This window comes from Salipiger bermudensis HTCC2601 (assembly GCF_000153725.1).
In the GTDB taxonomy this organism is placed as follows: Bacteria; Pseudomonadota; Alphaproteobacteria; order Rhodobacterales; family Rhodobacteraceae; genus Salipiger; species Salipiger bermudensis.
On sequence record NZ_DS022277.1, the window covers coordinates 537,093 to 558,277 of the forward strand.

Sequence of the window (21,185 nt, forward strand, 5' to 3'; positions counted from 1 at the left end):
GCGCGCTCAGGGCGGAGACAGCTCGTCCTGATCCCACTGCGCGATCTTGCGGTCGATGGTCTTGCGCGAGACGCCGAGCCGCCGCGCGGCTTCGGCGCGGTTGCCGTCGCAGAGATCGAGCATGTGCAGGATGTGGCGCTGCACCACGAGATCGAGATCCTCGATCGCCTGCGCCCCGGTGACCGAGCCTGCGCCGGCGAACTCCTCGGGAAACCCGCCAAGGATCACCGAGCGTTCGGCGAGGTTGCGCAGTTCGCGCACGTTGCCCGGCCAGTCGTAGCGCCGCAGCTTCAGCAGCGTCTGCTCGTCGAGCTCGAGCCCCGGCATCCCCAGCGATTGCGAGAACTGCGAGGTGAAAAGGGCCGCCAGCTCGAGGATGTCGTCCGAGCGGTCGCGCAAGGGCGGCATCTCGACGGTGAGCACGTTGATGCGGTGGTAGAGGTCGGCGCGGAACTTGCCCTGCGCCACCAGCGCCTGAAGATCGGCATTGGTGGCGAAGAGGAAGCGCAGGTTGAGCGGCAGCTCGCGCTCGGCCCCCACGGGGCGGATGCGCTGATCCTCGAGCACCCGCAGGAGTGCTGCTTGCAGCGCCTCGGGCATCTGCGCCACCTCGTCGAGGAACAGCGTGCCGCCATCGGCCAGCAGCAGCAGGCCGGGCGTGAGGCGCTCGCCGCCCTCGATGCTGCCGAACAGCTCTTGCACCATGCGCTCGGTCGAGATCGCGGCGCAGTTCACCGCCACGAAGGGTTTGTCGGCCCGGTCGGAGAGCTGGTGGAGATGTCGCGCCGCCAGCTCCTTGCCGGTGCCGCTGGCGCCGGTGAAGAGCACCGGGGTGGGCAGCGGCGCGAGCTTGGCCAGCATCGCGCGCACCGCCACCATGACTTCGGACTTGCCCAGGAGCTTGCCCTGGAACAGCCCGGTGCGCAGCTCGCGCCGGAGCAGCGTGTTGTCGCGGCGCAGGTTCTTGCGGTCGAGCGTGCGGGCCACCGCGCCAAGGATCTGGTTGGCGCGGAACGGCTTGAGGACAAAATCGCTGACGCCGGCACGCAGTGCTGCGATGGCGGTCTCAAGATCGGCATAGGCGGTGATCAGGATGGTGTCGCCGAAGAAGCCGCGGCGCTGCTGCTCGGCCAGCCATTCGAGCCCGGTGGTCCTGGGCATGACGTTGTCGAGGATCACGAGATCGAAATGCGCTGCGTCAAGCTTTTCCGTGGCCTCTTGCGGCGAGGCGGCCTGCTCGACCCGTTGCACTCGCGGCGACAGCGTCTTGACGAGGAAGTTGCGCATGCCGGGCTCGTCATCGACCACGAGGATCGAGGCACCGGCCAGCGCGGGGCCGTAATCGTCGCGAGAGAGATCCCTGGGCGTCACGGGTCAGCGGCTCAGTCGAGCCGGACGTTCGGGCTGGAATAGGCTTCGGCGGACGAGAACCCGATCTCGTGCAGCCCGAAATAGGCGGCGACGCCGATGACGATGATGGCAACGAAGCCGGTGATCATGGCTTTCATGTAGGTCAGTCTCCTGTGGTGGCCGGCGCGGTGCTGGCCCGTTTGAGATAGTCGATCAGATCGGCCCGGTCACCCCCGCCGGCAATCACCTGCATGGGCATCTTGGAACCGGGAATGTAGTGGTCCGGGCCCTGATCGAAAAGCGCGTCTATGGTGGTTTCGGTCCAGACGATGTCGGAGCCGTCAAGCGTGTCGGAATAGCTGTAGCCGGGCACCGTGCCGGCGCGACGGCCGAAGACGCCGTGCAGGCTTGGCCCCGCCTTGCGCGAGGGGCCGGGCGAGAGCGCGTGGCAGATCGAGCATTTGCGCATGAACTGCCGCTCGCCATTGGGCATGGTCTCGGCCTCGCGCAGGAAGGAGCGCGCGCCGCTGATGCCGGGTTCGAACTGGTCAAGCATGGCGACCGGCCAGGCATAGGCCACGTCGTCGAGCCCACCGGCATGGATCACCGCGCCATCGGGCGAGAAGGCCAGCGCCCAGACCGGCCCCTTCCGGGTGGCGCGGAAATCGCGGGTGATGCGCCAGTCACGGGTGTCGACGATCATGATAAAGCCCTCGCCATCGCCCACGGCCAGCTGATTGGTGGGGCCATGATGAGCGAGCGCAAGGATCGGGCGACGATCGAGCGTCAGGTCGGCGATCTGCTCGCCGGTGTCGAGATCGAGCACGCGGGTGCCGCCATCGACCGCGCCATAGGCGATCCAGCCATCGCCGAGCGCGAGCCGGTTTATGCCGAAGCCATGCTGCGCCAGCGGCACCGGCGCACCGCCTGCGAGGTCGTAGCGCAGCAGCCCGCCGTTCATGGTGGCGGCGTAGAGCGTCTCATTGGTCCCGAAGGCCACTGCGTTGACGCCCGCGCCGGGGGGGGGCAGGGCGCGGCCCTCGCCGCCCGCAAGCGGCCAGAGCATGATCGAGCCGTCCCAGCTGCCGCTGACCACGGTCTCGCCGTCAGGGGAGACTGCAAGCGTCGTCACCTTGCCCTGATGCTGGCCGAGCGTGCGAGCCTCTTCGCCCCAGAGCCGGACTGCGAAATCGTCGCCGCCTGACACGAGCTGCCCCTGCGCCCCGAAGGTCAGCGCGGTGACCGAAGCCGCGTGGCCCTCGAGCCAGCGCGGCGTGGTCTCGTCCCAGAGACCGACGGAATTGTCGAAGCTGCCCGTCGCGACCTGCCCAGAGGGGGCCACGGCGATGGCCATGACCGGCCCGCCATGCCCCTTGAGTGAGCGGAACTCCGGCTCTGCCCCCTGCGCCGCGTCCTGTGCGATGACAGGCGCGGCGCAGAGCATCAGGCCCAGAGCCAAGGCCAGCCGGCTCATGTGCTCACTCCGCCGGGGTGGCCGACGTTCTGGCCGCCTCGGCTTCGCGCTCCTTCACCTTGTCGTACCAGATCGAGTGGTGCTGGTGCGCCCAGTTCTCGTCGACCTGGCCTGAGCCCATGGCGTCATAGGCGCCCTCCATCCCGACCGTGCCGATATAGATGTGGCCGATGATCACCGCCATCATCAGGAAGGCGACGATGGCGTGCCAGAGCTGGGCGAACTGCATCTCTTCCTGCGGGGCGAGCGCCACCGGGAAGCTCTCGAGCCCGAACCAGCCGGGGACGCCCCAGTCGTTGAGGATCGAAAAGGTCTTGGCGAAGAGCGGCAGGTCGTAGGGGAACAGCAGCGACAGGCCCGAGACCGAGACCGAAACGCCGAGCACGATCACCGACCAGAAGATGATCTTCTGACCCGCGTTGAACTTCTTCGCGGGCGGGTGCTTGTCGCCGATGATGCCGCCGGCCTGCGCGAACCAGGTGATGTCCGTGCGGTCGGGCAGATTGTGCCAGACCCACATCACGAAGACCATGACCAGCGCGATCATGAAGGCCCAGCTGACGTTGTTGTGGATGAATTTCGAGCCCGTCAGCAGCACCGAGTTCAACTCGTGGCCGAAGGCCGGGATCAGGAACTTGCGCCCGAACAGCGTGAGCAGCCCGGTCAGCCCCAGAAGGATGAACGAGCCCGCCAGCACCCAATGGGCGAAGCGCTCGATCCACTTGAACCGCAGCACGGTGGCGCCGGTCTTGCCGCCGTCGATCTTGATGCGGCCGCGCAGCAGGAAGAACACTGCCAGAATCGCGATGGTGCCGAGGAGCAGCCAGCCGCCATAGGTGCGCAGCGGGCCTTCGCGGAACTCGAGCCACCACATGCCGCCGTCCTGCATCAGCACCTTGCCGTTGGGGTTGAGCGTCGTGACGGTGGGGTCGATCTCGTTATAGCGCATGGCGCGCCAGAGGTCGGGATCGGAAGCGCCCCCGAGGGTGCCAAGCTCCGGCGCCTCGGGCGGCTCGCCGCCGATGTTCTCGCGGCGAAACTCGTCATCCACCTGGATGCCGGCCTGCCGCCGCATGATGTCTTCAAGCGTCTGCGCACCGCCGGTGGCGGTGCGGTCGGGCTCGGGGGGCACAAGGGTATCCTGCGCCGCGACGCCCATCGGGGCGGCGGTCATCAGGACCAGTGCGAAAAGGGCCAACAGATGGCGCAGCATGGTCATCTCCAATGTCGGTCACGCAGGATCCGCGCGGAACGGCGGCCATCGCCGCCCCGCGCGTCTCGTTCAGGCGCTGGCGGGCCCGGGGGCCCGCCGGTCGTCCGGCCTCAGTTGGCCTTCTCGTCGTAGGCAGTGCCCCAGCCCCAGGCGCCGGAGCCGAAGCCCCGCGCGACCACACGCTCGCGGTAGATCGACGACACCTCGTCGCCGTCGCCCGCCAGCAGGGCCTTGGTCGAGCACATCTCGGCGCAGATCGGCAGCTTGCCTTCCGCGATCCGGTTGCGCCCGTACTTCTGGAACTCGGCGGCGGAGGTGTTCTCTTCCGGGCCACCGGCGCAGAAGGTGCACTTGTCCATCTTGCCGCGCGAGCCGAAGTTGCCCGCCTGCGGGTACTGCGGCGCGCCGAAGGGGCACGCGTAAAAGCAGTAGCCGCAGCCGATGCACAGGTCCTTGGAGTGCAGCACCACACCGTCTTCGGTCTGGTAGAAGCAATCGACCGGACAGACGGCCATGCAGGGTGCGTCCGAGCAGTGCATGCAGGCGACCGAGATCGAGCGTTCGCCCGGCTGGCCGTCCTGAATGGTCACCACCCGTCGGCGGTTGATGCCCCACGGCACCTCGTGCTCGTTCTTGCACGCGGTGACGCAGGCGTTGCACTCGATGCAGCGTTCGGCATCGCAGAGGAATTTAGCTCGTGCCATGTCTCGCTCTCCTTACGCCGGCATGATCTTGCAGAGGGTGGCCTTGGTCTCCTGCATCTGGGTGACGGAGTCGTAGCCATAGGTCTGCGCAGTGTTGGTGGATTCACCCAAGACGATGGGGTCCGCACCGTCTGGATATTTCGAGCGCAGATCCTCGCCCTCGAAATGACCGCCGAAGTGGAACGGCATGAAGGCGACGCCTTCGCCCACCCGCGGGGTGACCATGGCCATAACCTTGACCTTGCCGCCCTCGGGGCCCTCGACCCAGACATCCGCCCCGTCCCGAACGCCGATATTGTTGGCGTCGCGCGGGTTGATCTCGACGAACATGTTCTGCTGGAGCTCGGCGAGCCACGGGTTGGACCGGGTCTCGTCGCCGCCACCCTCGTACTCGACCAGTCGGCCGGAGGTGAGGATGATCGGATAGTCCTTCGAGAAGTCGTTCTTCTGGATCGAAGCGTACATGGTCGGCACCCGCCAGAAGGTCTTGTCCTCGTAGGTCGGGTAGTCCTCCACCAGGTCGCGCCGGTTGGTGTAGAGCGGCTCGCGGTGCACGGGGACCGGATCCGGGAAGGTCCAGACCACGCAGCGGGCCTTGGCGTTGCCGTAAGGGGCACAGCCATGGGCGATCGCCACGCGCTGGATGCCGCCCGAAAGGTCGGTCTTCCAGTTCACGCCGCCGATCTTGTCGGCGAAGTCGGACGGGTATGGCCCGCTCTGCGATTGCTCTCCGAGATCGGTATTGGTCTCGGGGCGCTGGTCGATATAGCCCGCGACATACTCGATCATGCGCCGCTCGTAGGGCGTGAGATCGCTGTCCCAGCCAAGATCGATCAGCATCTGCATGGTGAACTCGGGATAGCCGTCCTCGATCTCGGACCCGACGGTGTAAGAGCCCTCGGCGAGCAGATTCTCGCCATTGCGCTCGACGCCGTAACGGGCACGGAACGGCAGACCGCCCTGCGCCACCGGAAGCGAGGTGTCGTAGAGATTGGCCGAGCCCGGGTGGTTCATCTCGGGCGTGCCCCAGCAGGGCCACGGCATGCCGTAATAGTCGCCATCCGCGGGGCCACCATTCGCGCGCAGCGTGGTGCGGTCGAAGGTGTGCTGGTTCTCCATGTGCATCTTGAGCCGTTCCGGCGACTGGCCGGTATAGCCCACGGTCCACATACCGCGGTTGAATTCGCGGGTGAGATCCTCGACCAGCGGTTCCTCGCCATTCACCTCGATGTTGCGGAACATGCGATCCGCAAAGCCGAACTTGGTGGCGAACTTGTGCATGATGATGTGATCGGGCAGCGACTCGAAGAGCGGGTCCACCACCTTGTCACGCCACTGGATCGAGCGGTTCGACGCGGTCACCGAGCCGTAGGTCTCGAACTGGGTCGAGGCCGGCAGCAGGTAGGTGTTGTCGGTCCGGTCGTGCAGGATCGCGGAGACGGTGGGATAGGGATCGACCACGACCAGCAGGTCGAGCTTCTCCATCGCCGTCTTCATCTCCTTCATCCGGGTCTGCGAGTTCGGGGCGTGGCCCCAGAACACCATCGCGCGGGTGTTGTCGGGCTGTTCGAGGTTTTCCTTGGCCTCGAGCACACCGTCGATCCAGCGGCTGACCGGGATGCCGGTCAGGTTCATCATGGCCTTGTCCTTGCCATCCTTGCCCTGCATCGTGGCAAAGCGGCCCTTGAGCCAGTCGAGATCCTCTTCCCAGACCCGTGCCCAGTGCGCCCAGCTTCCCGCGGTCAGGCCGTAATAGCCCGGCAGCGTGTCGGCGAGGACACCGAGGTCGGTCGCGCCCTGCACGTTGTCATGGCCGCGGAAGATATTGGTGCCGCCACCGGCGGTGCCCATGTTGCCAAGCGCCAGCTGCAGGATGCAGTAGGCCCGGGTGTTGTTGTTGCCGTTGGTGTGCTGGGTGCCGCCCATGCACCAGATCACGGTGCCGGGACGGTTGTTGGCCAGCGTCCGCGCCACGCGCTCGAGCTGGCTGCCCGGCACTCCGGTGACGCGCTCGACCTCGTCGGGCGTCCAGTTGGCGACCTCGGTGCGGATCTCGTCCATGCCCCAGACGCGGCTGCGGATGAACTCGCGGTCTTCCCAGCCGTTCTCGAAGATGTGCCACAGCAGACCCCAGACCAGCGCCACGTCCGAGCCCGGACGGAAGCGGACGTATTCGTCCGCGTGGGCGGCGGTGCGGGTGAAACGCGGATCGCAGACGATCAGCGGCGCGTTGTTCTGCTCCTTGGCCTTCAGCACGTGCTGAAGCGACACCGGGTGCGCCTCGGCGGGGTTGCCGCCGATGATGAAGATCGCGCGCGACTTGTGGATGTCGTTGTAGGAGTTCGTCATGGCGCCGTAGCCCCATGTGTTGGCAACGCCGGCCACGGTGGTCGAGTGGCAGATCCGGGCCTGGTGATCCACGTTGTTCGTGCCCCAGTAGGCGGCGAACTTGCGGAACAGGTAGGCCTGCTCATTCGAGTGCTTGGCCGAGCCCAGCCAGTAGACCGAGTCCGGGCCGGAGCTGTCGCGGATCGACATCATCTGGTCGCCGATCTCGTCGATGGCCTGTTCCCAGGAGATGCGCTGCCATTCGCCGCCCACCTTCTTCATGGGATACTTCAGGCGGCGCTCGCCATGCGCGTGCTCGCGCACCGAGGCCCCCTTGGCGCAGTGGGCGCCGAGGTTGAACGGGCTGTCCCAGCCGGGCTCCTGCCCGATCCAGACGCCGCCCTGGACCTCTGCCTCGACGGTGCAGCCGACCGAGCAGTGGGTGCAGACGGATTTGACCCGCGTCACGTCGCCGGAGGCCGCGGTCGCGGCGGTGGCCTGGGTCACGGTGCCGCCGGTGGCGGCCACAGCCGCAAGCCCGCCGATCGCCAGACCCGAGCCGCGCAGGAAGGCGCGGCGGTCAACCGAGGCGTTGGTCACCTCGGAAAGGATACTTGTCCGCTGGGGGCGTCGCGCAACCCCGTTGGTCTTTTTCCTCAACATGTTTCTCACTCCCCTTGCGTGCTCGGCCCCCGCATGGTGCCTCGCTTGCTTGGTATTAAAGGTGCCTCGGACAGTCGGGCGTCACGCAACCAGTCGTCCTTGGCGGGAAAACCAGCGTCCGGTCAGAACCGGGCGGCGGCATAGTAGGCGCGGGTATGCGCGGTGTCCTGGATCTTGGACGATGCCAGGTCGGGCTCTGCGGCCTCTGCCTCGGTGCCGCCGGTGGTGGCGACGGCAACCGCCGCAAGCGGTGCGCCGGTCGAAGCCAGTTTCAGGAAGTCACGGCGGCTCTTGGCCGACTCGTCGTTCCTCGTCATGGAGAGACCTCCTCTCTCTTGGTTGTGGCGGTTGCCCGCCGGGGTGCGGATCACTCCGCGCTCATCCGGAACGCCTCGGACTCGATCTCCATGAAGGCCCGGCCGAGACGTCCGACCGGGGCATAGAAGACCGAGTTCTTGGCGCCCTCGAGATCCGAATAGAAATGCGCGGCCCAGGGGCCGATATGCTTGTTGAAGAACGTCTTCTGCTGGCCCAGCGTCGCAGGCACCCCGAAGCGGCCGACGATCATCGCGCCCATCATCTCCATCAGCGAGGCGATGTTGTCCTCGGGCTCGAACACGTTCTCTGCGCGGGCGAGGCCGCGCGCCGTCATGTCCTGACGCAGCTGCGCCAAGGGCTTCTCGTTGAGAAAACCGGTCAGGTAATACGACGCGTAGGGCAACAGCTCGCCTCGGCCGAGGCCGATGAACAGGCGGTTGTACTCGCTTTCGACCGCCGCGGGCTTGGAGATCTTCGCGACCTTGGCAAGCGTGGTCACCGCCTCGCCGACCGGGCTGGCGTCGCCGCTGAGGCCGGCACACTGGTCGATCAGGCCCTGATCGGCGGGGCGGGCGAGGATCAGGCCGAGGAAGTTGTAGAGATCGGCGCGCAGGCGATCCTCTTCGGCGATCTTCGGAGCCGGCTTCGCGTCGGTGGTCAGGTCGGGGGCTGCACTCATGGGGGGTCGGTCCGTCATCAGCTGGCCTCGAAGTGGAAGCGCATGCGGCGGGCACTGGCCGGGAGCATGCTCTCTTCCTCTTCGGGCGGGGTGTCGGTTTGGGCGGTCTCGGGCGCTGCAGTTTCGGCCGCGGGCACCTCGAGCGGCGGGATCTCGGGCTTCGTCTCGATGGTGGGGCCCAGCGTTTCGGGCGCGCGCAGCGATGTGGTCTCGGCGGCGAGCTCCGGGGCCTCCTCGGACGCGGACTCCGCCGCCTCGTTCTCGACAGCGTCCTTCGCGACGTAGTCGAGATGTGCCAGCAGGCCCTTGCCGACCTGGTAGGTCGTCTTGAAGTCTGCCGCCGGGGTCACGAAGGTAAAATCCGTGTCGTAGTCGTTGAGCCCGTCGAGGCAGGCCAGCACCGGGTTCGAGCGCCAGAGCGTCCGCAGGGCGCGGTTCTTCAGCCGCTTGGGCAGCTGCGACTTGAGGAACTTCTGCACCATCTCGCCGTCGGTGATGTCTTCCGGCAGCGGCAGGCCGGCCTCCGCCAGCAGCTCCTCGTCGCTGCGCTCGGCGAGCTTGGCCTCCTCCTCGGCGCGCTGGGTCTCGAGCTGGGCGTCGGCCTCGGCCTTCTGCTCGGCCTCTACGGCGGCTTTTCTGCGGGACCAGAAATCTCTCATTGCAGCCGCCCCCGTTTCAGCGTGGGCGAGGCGTAGATGTCGGCTGGCTTGACGATGCGGGGATCGCCGATGCCGTCCTGCTCGCCGTCGACCTTGGCGTTCTTGCGGCGGCGCTTGACGAATTCCTCGTCCTCATGGTGACGCTCGACGAAATCGCCGACCCAGGCCAGCAGGCCCTGCGGCATCGGCACCTTCTCGACCACGTCCTCGCCGCTGTCGCAGTAATCCTGCGCCTCGTAGGGTGAGGCGGTGACAAGGGCGACCTCGAACGGGTGCTCGCCGACGATCTTGCGCATCACGACATAGACGCTGGGCTCGCGGGCGGTGATGCCGTGCAGGTAGGCTTCGGTCTCGGCACGGTAGAGCTCGAGCGGGACGGTGGCGGCGTGGTATTCGACCGTTTCGCCCTCGCGCCGCAGCTCCCGCCAGTCGGCGGGGCCGGCGCCGGGCAGCACGGCGACCGCCCGCCAGGCGTGCTTCGCCCAACGGGTGACCCCGGGCGTGCGGCGAAGCACGACGCCTACGGGCATGTACTGATCGTTGCTCGGGTACGCTGTCACGATGAACCTATTTTCTCCTCCGCCCTGATTGAAACACGTAGCGGTGCCCATGAAAGGGGCAATCGGTACACGGCAGTATTCTTTGTTCGTTCCGGGACAATTTGGGTAGTCCCGAAACGGGCGGTCAGGGTGCTCGGACAGACTGTCCAACTTGAGTGTTTTGCTTGGGAAAAGTGCCGCATTGCGGCATGCGAATCAATCCGCCGGGCTTGGGCGGTCACGCCGGGCGGTCGGCGGAAAGCCGCGCGGGAAATTGAGTTGAGGAGCATGTCGAATCGAGGCTAGCTAATCGCCAATCCGTGCGCTCAGGGGCAGGCTCCGGCCGCGCCCGCCAGGAAGGACATCATGACCAAGACCTTGATAACATGCGATTGCATGGGCACCCAGTCGATCGACGCCAAGGCGTTGTCCGAGGCGACGGGATTCGAGGTGACCCCCCCTTGCAAGGCGCTCTGCACCAGCCAGATCGAGCTTGCCGCAAAAGGGTTGACGCAAGGTAATGCGGTGCTCTGCTGCACTCAGGAGGCGCGCACCTTCGAAGCCCTCGCCGACGAGCTCGAGCTCGAGCCCGCGCCGCTTCTCGACCTGCGCGACCGGGCTGGGTGGAGCGCGGACGAAGGGTCCAAACTACCCAAAATGTCCGCATTGGCGGCGGAGGCGATGTTGCCCGCAGCGCCGGAGAAATCGCTCGACGTGATCTCGGAGGGGCTGTGCCTGATCCTCGGCGCGCCCGAGGTGGCGCTCGAGGCCGCAGACCAGCTTGCGCCTCATCTGGGCGTCACGGTGCTGCTTGAGAGCTCCGACGACCTGCCCGACACCCGCGCCTATGACGTGGTGACGGGACGGCTGCGCAAGGCGCAGGGCGCGCTCGGCCAGTTCCGCGTGACCATCGACGCGCTGCGCATGATCGAGCCCGGCGGGCGCGGCAGCTTCACCCTGACCGAGCCGCGCGATGGCGGCGTGTCCGAGTGCGACGTGATCCTCGACCTGCGCCGCGACGCGCCGCTGTTCCCGGCGCATGAGAAGCGCGAAGGCTACCTGCGTGCCGATCCGGGCCGCCCGCAGGCGGTGGCCGCGGCGGTGATGGCGGCGTCGCATCTGGTCGGCACCTTCGAGAAACCGCTCTACGTGCGGACCGAGCCGCTTCTCTGCGCCCATAGCCGCGCCGGCCAGGTGGGCTGCACCTCCTGCCTCGATCTCTGCCCGACCGGCGCGATCTCGCCCGATGGCGACCATGTGAGCGTCGATCCGATGATCTGCGCCGGCTGCGGCGCGTGCTCCTCGGCCTGTCCCTCGGGGGCGATCAGCTACGACGCGCCGCCGGTGGACCTGACCTTCCGCCGGGTGCAGACGCTGGCCAAGACCTATCTCGACGCCGGCGGCACCGCGCCGCGCCTGCTGGTGCACGATGCCCACGGGGCCGAGATGATCCGGCTCTCGGCGCGCCACGGCGACGGGCTGCCGGCGGATGTGATCCCGCTCGAGATCCGCGCCATCGGTGCCTTCGGCCATGCCGAGACCGTCGCGGCCCTTGCCGCCGGCTTCGCCTCGGTGACGCTGCTGCCCGGGCCCGGCGCCGACCTGCCGGCGCTCGGGACACAGGTGGCGCTCTCGAACGCGATCAGCTGCGGCGACAAGGTCACGCTGCTCGACACGCCCGATCCCGACGCCATGTCGGCGGCGCTTTACGGCGAAGAGGCCCCCACGCCGGTCACCACGCCGGTGCGCCCGATGGGCACCCGGCGCCAGATCACCCGTCAGGCCGCCCGCGCCCTGCACCCAGAAACCGAGAGCCTCGCGCTGCCGGAAGGCGCGCCTTATGGCGCGGTGCTGGTCGATCAGGACGCCTGCACGCTGTGCCTGTCCTGCGTTTCGCTCTGCCCCTCGGGCGCGCTTGGCGACAACCCGGATCTGCCGCAGCTGCGCTTTCAGGAGGATGCCTGCCTGCAATGCGGGCTCTGCGCCAATGTCTGCCCCGAGGACGCCATTGCCTACGAGCCGCGGCTCCTGCTCACCGACGAGGCCTTCGACCAGAAGGTGCTGAACGAGGAAGAGCCTTTCGCCTGTGTCGAGTGCGGTACGCTCTTCGGGGTGAAATCGACCATTGACCGGATCACCGAAAAGCTTCAGGCCCATCCGATGTTCGACGGCGACAAGCTGCGGATGATCCAGATGTGTGACGACTGCCGCGTCAACGCGCAGTATCATTCCGAAAACAACCCCTTCGCGGTGGGTGAGCCGCGGCGTCCGCGCACCACGGACGATTATCTCAGCAAGCGGCGCGACCACTGAGCGCGCCACACAGGGAGGCCGATATGAGCGACGATTTCAACATGTCCATGCGCAAGTTCCTCAAGCAGGTGGGCGTCACCTCGCAGCAGGCCATCGAAGAGGCCATGCGCGAGCAGGACACCGCCGGCAAGACCTTCAAGGTCAAGGCGGTGGTGACCATCGAAGAGCTTGGTCTGACCCACGAGGTCGACGGCGAGATCAAGGGACAGGAGTAAACCTTGCCAGCCAGCAGAGAGACGGTTCAGGCCGTCCTGAAAAGCATCGCCGACCCGGTCGCGGGCGGCGATATCCTGTCGAGCGGCGTGGTTCGCGCGCTGAATGTCGATGAGGCGGGCGCGGTGCGTTTCGTCATGGAGATCCCGCCGAGCGCCAGCACCGCCTATACCAAGATCAAGGACGAGGCCGAGGCGGCTCTGAAGGCCACCGAGGGTGTCACGGGCGTGTCGATCGTGATGACCGGCCACACCGAGAAAGCGCCGCCGGAACTGCGCACCCGCAAGGCCGAGCCGCAGGGGCCGCAGAAGATCCCCGGTGTCAACCACATCATCGCCATTGCCAGCGGCAAGGGCGGGGTCGGCAAGTCGACCGTGTCGTCGAACCTCGCCTGTGCGCTGGCGCAGCAGGGCCGCCGCGTGGGCCTGCTCGATGCCGATGTCTACGGGCCGAGCCAGCCGCGGATGCTGGGCGTCTCGGGCCGCCCCGCAAGCCCCGATGGCAAGACCATCCTGCCGCTGCGCAACCACGGCGTCACCATGATGTCGATCGGCCTGATGACCAACGACGATCAGGCGGTGGTCTGGCGCGGGCCGATGCTCATGGGCGCACTGCAGCAGATGATGACTCAGGTGCAGTGGGGCGCGCTCGACGTGCTGCTCGTGGACCTGCCGCCCGGCACCGGCGACGTGCAGATGACCCTGAGCCAGAAGGCGCAGGTCGACGGCGCCATCGTGGTCTCGACGCCGCAGGACGTGGCGCTTCTGGACGCGCGCAAGGGCATCGACATGTTCAAGCAGCTCAACGTGCCGCTGCTTGGCATGATCGAGAACATGTCGACGCATATCTGCTCGGCCTGCGGCCACGAGGAGCATGTCTTCGGCCATGGCGGGGTCGCTTCCGAGGCGGCCAAGCTCGGCGTGCCGCTTCTGGCCGAGATCCCGCTCGACCTGCAGATCCGCCTTGCCTCCGATGGCGGCGCGCCGATCGTGGTGAGCCAGCCCGACAGCGGTCAGGCCAAGGCGTTTCACGACGTCGCCGCCGCGCTGGTGGCGAAGGGGGTGGCATGAGCGAGGCCGACGCGCTGGCCTTTCCGCCGCTGCTCTGGGGCGAGGCGGTGTCGACCGATGCCTTCGACCACGCCTGCCAGCGGGCGCTGCTGGGCTGCGACGCCGGGCTGGTGGCCTATCGCGTCAATGCCAGCGTCGCGCAGGCGGCGCTGGTCTTTGCCCCCGAGGTGCCGCTGGCCAAGGCCATGGCGATGCTGCCGCTCTGCGGTGTGGGGTTCCAGAACGCGCTTGGCGTGATGGCCCCGCCCGAGGTGGCCGTGCATCTCGACTGGGACGGCGGCATCCGCGTCAACGGCGCGGCCTGCGGGCGCTTCCGGGCGATGGCCTCGACCGCCGATCCCGCCGCCGTGCCCGACTGGCTCGTCATCGGCTTCACCCTGCCGCTGATCCCGGCCAGCGACCGCCCCGGCGACACGCCGGACCAGACCTCGCTTTATGCCGAGGGCTGCGCCGAGGTGTCGCCGCACGCGCTGATCGAGGCTTGGGCGCGGCACAGCCTCAACTGGATCAACCGCTGGGACGAGGAGGGCAGCCGCGCCCTGCATTCCGAGTGGCGCGGTCTGGCGCAGGACATGGGCGAAGAGATCACCCGAGATGGCCTCACCGGCAAGTTCCTCGGCGTCGATGAGGATTTCGGCATGCTGCTGCGCGACGGTGAGACCACCCATCTTATCCCGCTGACAACCGTTCTGGAGCCCGCCCCATGAAGCTTGCCCGCGCCATCCATTTCGACGAGAGCGACATGCGCGTCTACGCCTCGCCCGCCCGCACCGGCGAGTGGTGCATCTCGGGCGGGTTCGAGTTCTCCAACTGGACCGAGGGCGACCTGACCGGCAAGCCGCGGCAGGCCTTTGCCAATGGCTGGCTCGGTCTCGAGACCTTCGGTCGCGCGACCTTTGTCGCCGTCACCGCGCTGGAGCCGGCCGAGCTCGAGGCGCTGACCGACCTGCTGGCGGAACACTTCGTCACCTATTACGGCGCACCCTCCGCCGAGGCCGCCCGGCCCGTGGCGCAGGAGGAGATCGGCCAGATGGTCGAGCTTTGCGAGGATCACGCGCCCAACACCCTGTTGACCGTGGCGCGCGAGTTGACCGAATCCGGCGTGCGCGAGGCCTACCGCGTGATCGAGTCCAGCGACGCCGGGCTCGACCAGTTCGCCATCCACGGCTCGCTCGACGACGAGCCGCACCACCACTGATCCGCGCTGACCGCGCGCCGGGGCCGTGCTAGGCTCGGCCCCGATGAGCTTCAGGACCCGCCCGAGGATCGCTGCCCGATGACCACCGTCCGCCTGCGCCTGCTGATCCTCGCGCTGGCGCCGCTGGTGCTGCTGATGCCGCTGCTGCTTCTGCTCGGCATGACCCGCTGGACCGGCGATTACGACAAGGTGCTGGCGGCCAACGTGCAGAGCGATCTGCGCATCGCCGAGCAGTACCTGTCGCAGCTGATGACCCGCACCGGAGAGGAGCTGACCGGCGTGGCCGAGTCGCTGGCCTTCGACGTGGCGCTCGAGGGCGACGTGCCGGAGCCGCAGTTTCTCGACGCCAAGCGCCGAGAGCTGGGGCTCGATTTCCTCTATTACCTGCCCTCTGGCGCCAGCGACGGCGTCGGCTCGCGCTGGCCGGTGATCGACGCCGCCCGCCGCGGCCGCGCCGAGACCGCCATCGACATCTTCCCGCCGGAAGTGCTGGCGGCGCTGCCGGGGGACCTCGAAACCCGCGCCCGCATCGACCTGATCGAGACCACCGCCGCGGTGCCCACCGAGCGGCAAGTCGAGGATCGCGGCATGGTGGTGCACGCGGCCAGCCCGGTGCGGCTTCCGGACCACGAAGGCGTGCTGGTGGGGGGCATCCTGCTAAACGGCAATCTCGGTTTCATCGACGCGATCAACGCGCTGGTCTATCTCAACCCCGTCACCGGCGGCACGCGTCAGGGTACCGCGACGCTGTTTCTCGACGACGTGCGCATTTCGACCAATGTGCGGCTCTTCGAGGATGTGCGGGCGCTCGGCACGCGGGTTTCGGCCTCGGTGCGGCAGGCGGTGCTCGACGAGGGGCAGACCTGGCTCGACCGCGCCTTCGTGGTGAACGACTGGTACATTTCGGGCTACCTGCCACTGACCGACAGCTTCGGCCAGCGGGTGGGGATGCTCTATGTCGGGATGCTCGAGGCGCCCTTCGCACAGGCCAAGCGGGATGCCTATCTCTGGATGATGGCGGCCTTCGCGGCAGTCATGCTGCTCTCGGCGCCGGTCTTTCTGTGGATGGCCAAGGGCATTTTTGCGCCGCTCGAGCGCATGACCTTGACCATGCGCCGCGTCGGGCGCGGCAACCTTGCGGCGCGCATCGGTCCGGTCGGCGCGCGCGACGAGATCGGGCAGGTGGCGGGCCATCTCGACGATCTGCTCGACCAGGTGCAGGATCGCGACCTCAAACTCCGCGCCTGGGCCGAGGAGCTCGAAGACCGCGTCGACACACGCACTGCCGAGTTGCGCGAGGCGAACGCGAAGCTCGAACAGACCTTCCGGCAGCTGGTGATGAGCGAGAAGCTCGCCGCCATCGGCGAGATCACCGCTGGGGTGGCGCATGAGATCAACAACCCGATGGCGGTCATTCAGGGCAATGTCGACGTGATCCGCATGGAACTGGGCGCCGAGGCGGGCCGGGTCGAGACCGAGCTCACGCTGATCGACCGGCAGGTGATGCGGATGGAGGCCATCGTTGGCAAACTGCTGAAATTCGCGCAACCGTCCGAGTATTCCGACTGCGCCGAGACGGTGGCGCTGGCGCCGGTGGTCGAGGACTCGCTGATGCTGGTCGATCACGCGCTGAGCAAGGGCGCCATCGAGGTGCAGACCGACCTGCCGGAGCTGCCGCTGGTGGCCATCGATGCGGGCGAGATGCAGCAGGTGTCGATCAACCTGATCCTCAACGCGGCGCAGGCGATGAGCGGGCGCGGGCATCTCTGGCTGAGCCTCGCGGAAGAGATGCGCGAGGGCGTCGCGGGCGTTGCGCTGACGGTGCGTGACAGCGGGCCGGGGATCGCCGAGGAGGCACTCGGGTCGCTCTTCGATCCGTTCTTCACCACCCGGCGCGGCGAGGGCACCGGGCTTGGGCTCTCGATCTCGCAGAGCATCGTGCAGGGCGCGGGCGGGATCATCACGGCTGGCAATGCCCCGGAGGGCGGGGCGGTGTTCACCGTCTGGCTGCCGGTCGCCTAGACGCGCGGGATGGACAGCGGCACGGGGGACGCCTATTTGAGGACCATGGACTGGGATCACGAACTCGACGCGCGCGGGCTGCTCTGCCCGCTACCGGTGCTGAAGGCGCGCAAGCGCCTGCAGGGGATGCAGAGCGGGCAGGTGTTGCGCATCGTCGCGACTGACCCGGCGGCGGTGATCGACGTGCCGCATTTCTGCACCGAGGCCGGGCACGCGTTCCTCGGCGCCTCCGAGGTTCAGGACGCGCAGGTCTACCTGATCCGCAAGGCCTGAGCTCTGCCTCAGATCAGCCCGAACGAGGCGTAGGGAATGTAGCGCACCGGGGTGCCGGGGGTGACCTCCACCGCCTCATCGGGCAGTTCCACCAGTCCGTCCGCCCACGACAGACCGCTGATCCGGCCCGAGCCTTCCGAGGCGAACACCTCTGCATGGCCGTCTTCGGTGAGCCGTGCGCGCAGGTATTCCCGGCGGCCCGGCTTCTTGCGCTTGGAGAACGCCGCCGGAACGGTGAAGCCCTGCGGCACGGTCCAGCCCGCGCCCGCCATCAGCGACAACGCGGGGCGGGCGAAGATCAGCGCGCAGACCAGTGCCGCCACCGGGTTGCCCGGCAGCCCGAAGACCGGCGTGCCCTCCCACATGGCCAGCGCCAGCGGACGGCCCGGTTTCAGTGCGATGCGCCAGCTCGAGAGCGTGCCGCGCTGGCGCAGCAGGGCCGAGACGTGGTCCTCGTCGCCCGCCGAGGCGCCGCCGGAGGTCAGGATCACGTCGGCCTTGCGCGCGCCCTCGTCGAGCCGTGCGGCGATCTGCTCGGGATCGTCGGGCACGTGGCCCAGATCCACCGCCTCGCAGTGCCAGCCCGAGGCCAGCGCCAGCAGCATCGGGCGGTTGGCGTCCCAGATCTGGTGCGGCGCGGCGGGGCGGTCGGGGGCGGCGACGATCTCGTCGCCGGTCGAGACGACGCCCACCCGCAGCGGGCGGTGCACCGGCAGCTCGCCGATGCCGAGCGCCGAGGCCAGCGCTAGATCGGGGGCGCGCAGGCGGCGGCCCTTGGGCAGCGCCGGCGCGCCTGCGGCCACGTCCTCGCCATCCTTGCGGGTGTTGGCGCGGGGCTTTGCGGGGCCATCGAAGACCACGGTGGTCGCGTCGGTGTTGGTGTCTTCCTCGAGCACCACGGTGTCGACCCCCTCGGGCAGGATCGCACCGGTCAGAATGCGGATCGCATGGCCCGGAGGCACCGCGTGCGGGTAGGGCTGGCCGGCGGCGGCGCGGCCCGCGACCAGCGGCAGGCGCTGGACACCCGTGCCCGTGGCCCCGTGGGCAAAGCCGTAGCCGTCCACCGCCGAGTTGGGCATCGGCGGATTGGAACGTTTCGCCGTCACATCTGCCGCCAGTACCCGGCCCGCGGTGCGCGCGGTGGGCAGGATCTCGAGCCCGGTCACCGGGTGCAGCGCATCGTGCAGCTTGGCCAGCGCATCGTCCACCGGCACCCAGCTCACCCCCTGCGGCATGGCAAAGCAATCGTCGCGAAGGCGGGGCGGCATGAGGTCGGTCTTGGGCATGTCTTCCAACGGATCGGGCGTGGCAAAGGCGGCGCGGGCGGCGCTTTCGAGCAGGGTTTCGTGGCCGAGACCGAGAATCCAGCCCTCCTCGGCGTCGCCCTCGCGGGTCATGGCGTCAAGCTGGCGCGGCGCGAGCTGCGCCAGCGCGGCGGCAAGGATGCGGACCTGCGCGCGGTCCTTGATCTCGTTTTCTTCCGCCAGCGCCTCCACCGTCGGGGCGATCAGCGACGGGAAGAGCTCGACAAGGGTGATGGGCGCATCGTGGCGCTCGAACGGACGCACGGCGAGATCTGGACCGAAGCGGTGGCGCAGGGCTTGCAGCCGGGCGATGCCGAGCAGCGCCTGCGAGCCGACGGAGCCGGTGGTGAAGAGCTTCCAGACCGGCTGCGCGCCCTTGGTCCGGTCGCAGGCGCGGCGCTCGGTCATGCCGTGGCCGTGGCGCAGGGTCCCCTTGCTGGGCAGCCGCGGATCGCCAAGGTTGTCGGGGCAGCCCCAGAACGGGCCGATGCCGGGAAAGACATCGTTGAGCCCGGCGGCGACGGCGAAGCGGTTGTTGGCGTTGTCGGGCGCGTCCTCGATGCGGTCGCTCAGGGCGCGCCAGAGCGTCAGGGGGTCGGCCTCGCCGCTCACCGCCTCGGCAAAGCCGCGCGGGTAGCCGAAGGGGAAGTCGAACCCGGCCAGCACCCGGCGCCCGGCGGCGCGCTCGGCTTCAAACAGCATGGCGAGCGTCTCGGTCGCGTCGTGGCGGGTGCGGTGGTAGCTGGTCTCGACCTCAGCCGTGCCCCGACGGGCAACGCCGATCCAGATCGCGTCCTTCGACGGTTTCACGGGCGAGGGCGACGAGGCGCCGGACCAGTCGACCACGACGATGGTGTCGAAACTCACAACCCAACCTCTCGCAGGATGAAATCGGCGATGGCGCGCGTGTCGTCGAGATCGAAGCGGGGCAGGGCGGTCTCGACGGCGCTGTCGGCGGCGACGGCGCGGATGCTGGCGTTGTCGGGCGAGAGCAGCGGCTTACCGGTCTCGGCGCGGTGCGCCTCGATCTTCGGATGCGGCTCGCGCTTGTAGCCTTCGATCAGGATCAGATCGACCGGCGAGAGCTTGCCCAGCAGATCCGAAAGCGGCGGCTCGGGCGCGTCACGCAGCTCGTGCATCAGGGCCCAGCGGTTGGGCGAGGCGAGCAGCACCTCGCTGGCGCCGGCCTCGCGGTGGCGGAAGCTGTCGCGCCCCGGCTGGTCGACATCGGTGCTGTGATGGGCGTGCTTGACGGTCGAGACGGTCAAGCCGCGCGCGCAGATCTCGGGCACCAGCCGCTCCATCAGCCCGGTCTTGCCGCAGTTCTTGCTGCCGGTCACGCCGTAGAGTCTCATGACGCGAGCTCGCGGGCGCGGGCCAGATCCTCGGGCGTGTTGACGTTGAAGAACGGATCGAACGGCTCGGCGGGGAACAGCGCCTCGCCGGCGCCGTGCCGGTTGGTCCAGAGCACCACCTTGCGCAGGCCGTCCTCAAGCGCCGCGCGCAGGTCATCGGCCAGTGCCACCGGCCAGAGGCCGAAGGTGGGGTGGCGGTTGATGCGCTTGCCGCCGCCGGATTTCAGCGCCTCATCGCCGGAGCGCGGCGTGCAGGCGAGCGCCAGCGGATGCGGCGCGTCCTCGGCGGCGAGCAGCAGTCGCGGCACCAGATCGCAGGGAAAGAACGGCGTGTCGGCGGCCACCGTCACGATGCTGTCTGCGCCCTGTTTGGCGGCCCAGTCGAGACCCGCCAGCACGCCCGCCAGCGGCCCCGGAAAGCCGCTGACGCTGTCGGGCAACACCGGCAGGCCGTAGCTCTCGAAGCGTGCCGGATCGCCGTTGGCGTTGAGCGCGACCCCGGCCACCTGCGGCTCCAGCCGGTCGATCACCCGCTGCAGGAGCGGCGCGCCGCCGATCTCAAGGAGGCCCTTGTCACCGCCGCCCATGCGCGTGGCGAGCCCGCCGGCGAGGATCACGCCGAGCGGCTGTTGCAGGACCCGGCTCATTCGGCGGCCTTCCGGCGCGACTTGCGGTCCTCTTCGGGCACGCTTGCAGGATCGACATCGCGCAAGAGCCGCGCCTCGCCGGAGAGGCAGACGAAGCGCTGGCCGCGCATCCGCCCGATCAGGGTGAGCCCGACCTGACGGGCGATCTCGACCCCCCACGCGGTAAAGCCCGAGCGCGAGGCCAGCACCGGGATGCCCATCAGCGCGGTCTTGATCACCATCTCCGAGGTCAGCCGGCCGGTGGTGTAGAGGATCTTGTCCTGCGCCGCGACACCATGGCGGAACATGAAGCCCGAGATCTTGTCGACGGCGTTGTGGCGCCCGACATCTTCCATGTAGACCAGAGGCCTGTCGCCCTGACACAGCACCGTGCCGTGGATCGCCCCTGCCTCGAGATAGAGCGAGGGCGTGGTGTTGATCTCTTTCGCCAGCGCATAGAGCCACGAGCTGCGCACCTGCGCGTCGGGCAGGGTCAGCCCCTCGAGCCCCTCCATCATGTCGCCGAAGACGGTGCCCACGGCACAGCCCGAGGTGCGGGTCTTCTTCTGCACCTTCTCCTCGTAGGACGTCTCGCGCTCGGTGCGGACGACCACGGTCTCGGTCTCGTCGTCGTAATCGACGCCGGTCACCACGTCATCGGAGCGCAACATGCCCTGATTGCGCAGGAACCCCAGCGCCAGATACTCGGGGTGATCGCCGATGGTCATCGCGGTGACGATTTCCTGACGGTTGAGATAGATCGTCAGCGGTCGCTCCTCGACCACCGCGATCTCGGTCGGTGCACCGGTCTGGTCGGTGCCCGAGATGCGCCGGGTGAGGCGCGGATCGGTGGGATCGGGAAGCAGCGGCAAGTCTGGCATGGG

The 21,185-nt window shown here is 68.2% G+C and carries 21 protein-coding genes; 7 read left to right on the forward strand and 14 right to left on the reverse strand.

All coding sequences use genetic code 11. From position 1 onward, the window contains the following. Window positions 1-6: 6 nt before the first annotated feature. The 10 genes from R2601_RS21515 to R2601_RS21555 form a co-directional block, all read right to left on the reverse strand. Window positions 7-1,371: a sigma-54-dependent transcriptional regulator gene (locus R2601_RS21515; protein ID WP_007802707.1), complete on the reverse strand. Its 1,365-nt coding sequence runs from the start codon at window positions 1,369-1,371 to the stop codon at window positions 7-9. 11 nt (window positions 1,372-1,382) lie between these two features. Next, window positions 1,383-1,508 (reverse strand): hypothetical protein, encoded by a 126-nt coding sequence (locus tag R2601_RS27610; protein WP_007802709.1) that lies wholly within the window; start codon window positions 1,506-1,508, stop codon window positions 1,383-1,385. Window positions 1,509-1,513: 5 nt separating this feature from the next. Next, window positions 1,514-2,824 carry a c-type cytochrome gene (locus R2601_RS21520; protein ID WP_007802711.1) on the reverse strand — a complete coding sequence of 437 codons (1,311 nt, stop codon included), beginning with the start codon at window positions 2,822-2,824 and terminating at the stop codon, window positions 1,514-1,516. Window positions 2,825-2,828: 4 nt separating this feature from the next. Next, entirely contained in the window at window positions 2,829-4,037 is a 1,209-nt protein-coding gene (locus tag R2601_RS21525) for a formate dehydrogenase subunit gamma (protein ID WP_040545845.1), read from the reverse strand. Between the two features lie 110 nt (window positions 4,038-4,147). After that, a complete protein-coding gene (fdh3B, locus tag R2601_RS21530; RefSeq protein WP_007802716.1) occupies window positions 4,148-4,741 on the reverse strand; it encodes a formate dehydrogenase FDH3 subunit beta in 594 nt (197 codons plus the stop codon). Between the two features lie 12 nt (window positions 4,742-4,753). Beyond that, window positions 4,754-7,732 carry a formate dehydrogenase subunit alpha gene (locus R2601_RS21535; protein WP_040545711.1) on the reverse strand — a complete coding sequence of 993 codons (2,979 nt, stop codon included), beginning with the start codon at window positions 7,730-7,732 and terminating at the stop codon, window positions 4,754-4,756. Between the two features lie 122 nt (window positions 7,733-7,854). Beyond that, a complete protein-coding gene (locus R2601_RS21540; protein WP_007802718.1) occupies window positions 7,855-8,049 on the reverse strand; it encodes a hypothetical protein in 195 nt (64 codons plus the stop codon). Window positions 8,050-8,099: 50 nt separating this feature from the next. Next, window positions 8,100-8,729, reverse strand: a complete 630-nt coding sequence (locus R2601_RS21545) for a TorD/DmsD family molecular chaperone (protein ID WP_007802720.1) — start codon at window positions 8,727-8,729, stop codon at window positions 8,100-8,102. A gap of 17 nt (window positions 8,730-8,746) precedes the next feature. Further along, window positions 8,747-9,388, reverse strand: a complete 642-nt coding sequence (locus R2601_RS21550) for a DUF3306 domain-containing protein (protein ID WP_007802722.1) — start codon at window positions 9,386-9,388, stop codon at window positions 8,747-8,749. Beyond that, window positions 9,385-9,918, reverse strand: coding sequence for a DUF3305 domain-containing protein (locus R2601_RS21555; protein WP_007802724.1), 534 nt, complete (start codon window positions 9,916-9,918; stop codon window positions 9,385-9,387). Before R2601_RS21555 ends, R2601_RS21550 begins: the two co-directional genes overlap by 4 nt. A 375-nt stretch (window positions 9,919-10,293) precedes the next feature. Between R2601_RS21555 and R2601_RS21560 the strand changes: the two genes are divergently transcribed. The 7 genes from R2601_RS21560 to R2601_RS21590 all read left to right on the forward strand — a co-directional run bounded on the left by R2601_RS21560 (window position 10,294) and on the right by R2601_RS21590 (window position 17,016). Next, on the forward strand, window positions 10,294-12,240 hold the full coding sequence (locus R2601_RS21560) for a 4Fe-4S binding protein (protein WP_040545712.1): 1,947 nt from the start codon (window positions 10,294-10,296) through the stop codon (window positions 12,238-12,240). A gap of 23 nt (window positions 12,241-12,263) precedes the next feature. Further along, a complete protein-coding gene (locus tag R2601_RS21565) occupies window positions 12,264-12,455 on the forward strand; it encodes a DUF6494 family protein (protein WP_007802728.1) in 192 nt (63 codons plus the stop codon). 3 nt (window positions 12,456-12,458) lie between these two features. Beyond that, on the forward strand, window positions 12,459-13,523 hold the full coding sequence (locus R2601_RS21570) for an Mrp/NBP35 family ATP-binding protein (protein ID WP_007802730.1): 1,065 nt from the start codon (window positions 12,459-12,461) through the stop codon (window positions 13,521-13,523). Next, window positions 13,520-14,230, forward strand: coding sequence for a DUF4444 domain-containing protein (locus R2601_RS21575; protein ID WP_007802732.1), 711 nt, complete (start codon window positions 13,520-13,522; stop codon window positions 14,228-14,230). Before R2601_RS21570 ends, R2601_RS21575 begins: the two co-directional genes overlap by 4 nt. After that, complete coding sequence (locus R2601_RS21580; protein ID WP_007802734.1) at window positions 14,227-14,721, forward strand: DUF6505 family protein; 495 nt, start codon at window positions 14,227-14,229, stop codon at window positions 14,719-14,721. Before R2601_RS21575 ends, R2601_RS21580 begins: the two co-directional genes overlap by 4 nt. 78 nt (window positions 14,722-14,799) lie before the next feature. Then, window positions 14,800-16,743: a sensor histidine kinase gene (locus R2601_RS21585; protein WP_007802736.1), complete on the forward strand. Its 1,944-nt coding sequence runs from the start codon at window positions 14,800-14,802 to the stop codon at window positions 16,741-16,743. A 45-nt stretch (window positions 16,744-16,788) separates the two neighbouring features. After that, entirely contained in the window at window positions 16,789-17,016 is a 228-nt protein-coding gene (locus tag R2601_RS21590) for a sulfurtransferase TusA family protein (protein ID WP_040545713.1), read from the forward strand. 8 nt (window positions 17,017-17,024) lie between these two features. On the opposite strand, the gene R2601_RS21595 is transcribed toward R2601_RS21590, so the two are convergent. Genes R2601_RS21595 through R2601_RS21610 form a run of 4 tightly spaced genes read right to left on the reverse strand, consistent with a single transcriptional unit; the run spans window position 17,025 to window position 21,182 of the window. Next, window positions 17,025-19,187, reverse strand: coding sequence for a molybdopterin-binding protein (locus tag R2601_RS21595; RefSeq protein ID WP_007802740.1), 2,163 nt, complete (start codon window positions 19,185-19,187; stop codon window positions 17,025-17,027). Next, window positions 19,184-19,675, reverse strand: coding sequence for a molybdopterin-guanine dinucleotide biosynthesis protein B (gene mobB / locus R2601_RS21600; protein WP_007802741.1), 492 nt, complete (start codon window positions 19,673-19,675; stop codon window positions 19,184-19,186). Before mobB ends, R2601_RS21595 begins: the two co-directional genes overlap by 4 nt. Further along, entirely contained in the window at window positions 19,672-20,322 is a 651-nt protein-coding gene (mobA, locus tag R2601_RS21605; RefSeq protein ID WP_007802742.1) for a molybdenum cofactor guanylyltransferase MobA, read from the reverse strand. Before mobA ends, mobB begins: the two co-directional genes overlap by 4 nt. Next, a complete protein-coding gene (locus R2601_RS21610; RefSeq protein ID WP_007802744.1) occupies window positions 20,319-21,182 on the reverse strand; it encodes a formate dehydrogenase accessory sulfurtransferase FdhD in 864 nt (287 codons plus the stop codon). The genes mobA and R2601_RS21610 overlap by 4 nt, the downstream gene beginning before the upstream one ends. Window positions 21,183-21,185: the final 3 nt, after the last annotated feature.

Excerpts from the sequence above, each read along its gene's own strand:
- R2601_RS21540 (WP_007802718.1), bottom strand. The coding sequence starts at position 8,049 with ATGACGAGGAACGACGAGTCGGCCAAGAGCCGCCGTGACTTCCTGAAA.
- mobB (WP_007802741.1), bottom strand. The coding sequence starts at position 19,675 with ATGAGACTCTACGGCGTGACCGGCAGCAAGAACTGCGGCAAGACCGGG.
- R2601_RS21535 (WP_040545711.1), bottom strand. The coding sequence starts at position 7,732 with ATGTTGAGGAAAAAGACCAACGGGGTTGCGCGACGCCCCCAGCGGACA.
- R2601_RS27610 (WP_007802709.1), bottom strand. The coding sequence starts at position 1,508 with ATGAAAGCCATGATCACCGGCTTCGTTGCCATCATCGTCATCGGCGTC.
- R2601_RS21590 (WP_040545713.1), top strand. The coding sequence starts at position 16,789 with ATGGACTGGGATCACGAACTCGACGCGCGCGGGCTGCTCTGCCCGCTA.
- R2601_RS21520 (WP_007802711.1), bottom strand. The coding sequence starts at position 2,824 with ATGAGCCGGCTGGCCTTGGCTCTGGGCCTGATGCTCTGCGCCGCGCCT.
- R2601_RS21610 (WP_007802744.1), bottom strand. The coding sequence starts at position 21,182 with ATGCCAGACTTGCCGCTGCTTCCCGATCCCACCGATCCGCGCCTCACC.
- R2601_RS21525 (WP_040545845.1), bottom strand. The coding sequence starts at position 4,037 with ATGCTGCGCCATCTGTTGGCCCTTTTCGCACTGGTCCTGATGACCGCC.
- R2601_RS21560 (WP_040545712.1), top strand. The coding sequence starts at position 10,294 with ATGACCAAGACCTTGATAACATGCGATTGCATGGGCACCCAGTCGATC.
- R2601_RS21580 (WP_007802734.1), top strand. The coding sequence starts at position 14,227 with ATGAAGCTTGCCCGCGCCATCCATTTCGACGAGAGCGACATGCGCGTC.
- R2601_RS21575 (WP_007802732.1), top strand. The coding sequence starts at position 13,520 with ATGAGCGAGGCCGACGCGCTGGCCTTTCCGCCGCTGCTCTGGGGCGAG.
- R2601_RS21565 (WP_007802728.1), top strand. The coding sequence starts at position 12,264 with ATGAGCGACGATTTCAACATGTCCATGCGCAAGTTCCTCAAGCAGGTG.
- R2601_RS21585 (WP_007802736.1), top strand. The coding sequence starts at position 14,800 with ATGACCACCGTCCGCCTGCGCCTGCTGATCCTCGCGCTGGCGCCGCTG.
- mobA (WP_007802742.1), bottom strand. The coding sequence starts at position 20,322 with ATGAGCCGGGTCCTGCAACAGCCGCTCGGCGTGATCCTCGCCGGCGGG.
- R2601_RS21545 (WP_007802720.1), bottom strand. The coding sequence starts at position 8,729 with ATGAGTGCAGCCCCCGACCTGACCACCGACGCGAAGCCGGCTCCGAAG.
- R2601_RS21555 (WP_007802724.1), bottom strand. The coding sequence starts at position 9,918 with ATGCCCGTAGGCGTCGTGCTTCGCCGCACGCCCGGGGTCACCCGTTGG.
- R2601_RS21550 (WP_007802722.1), bottom strand. The coding sequence starts at position 9,388 with ATGAGAGATTTCTGGTCCCGCAGAAAAGCCGCCGTAGAGGCCGAGCAG.
- fdh3B (WP_007802716.1), bottom strand. The coding sequence starts at position 4,741 with ATGGCACGAGCTAAATTCCTCTGCGATGCCGAACGCTGCATCGAGTGC.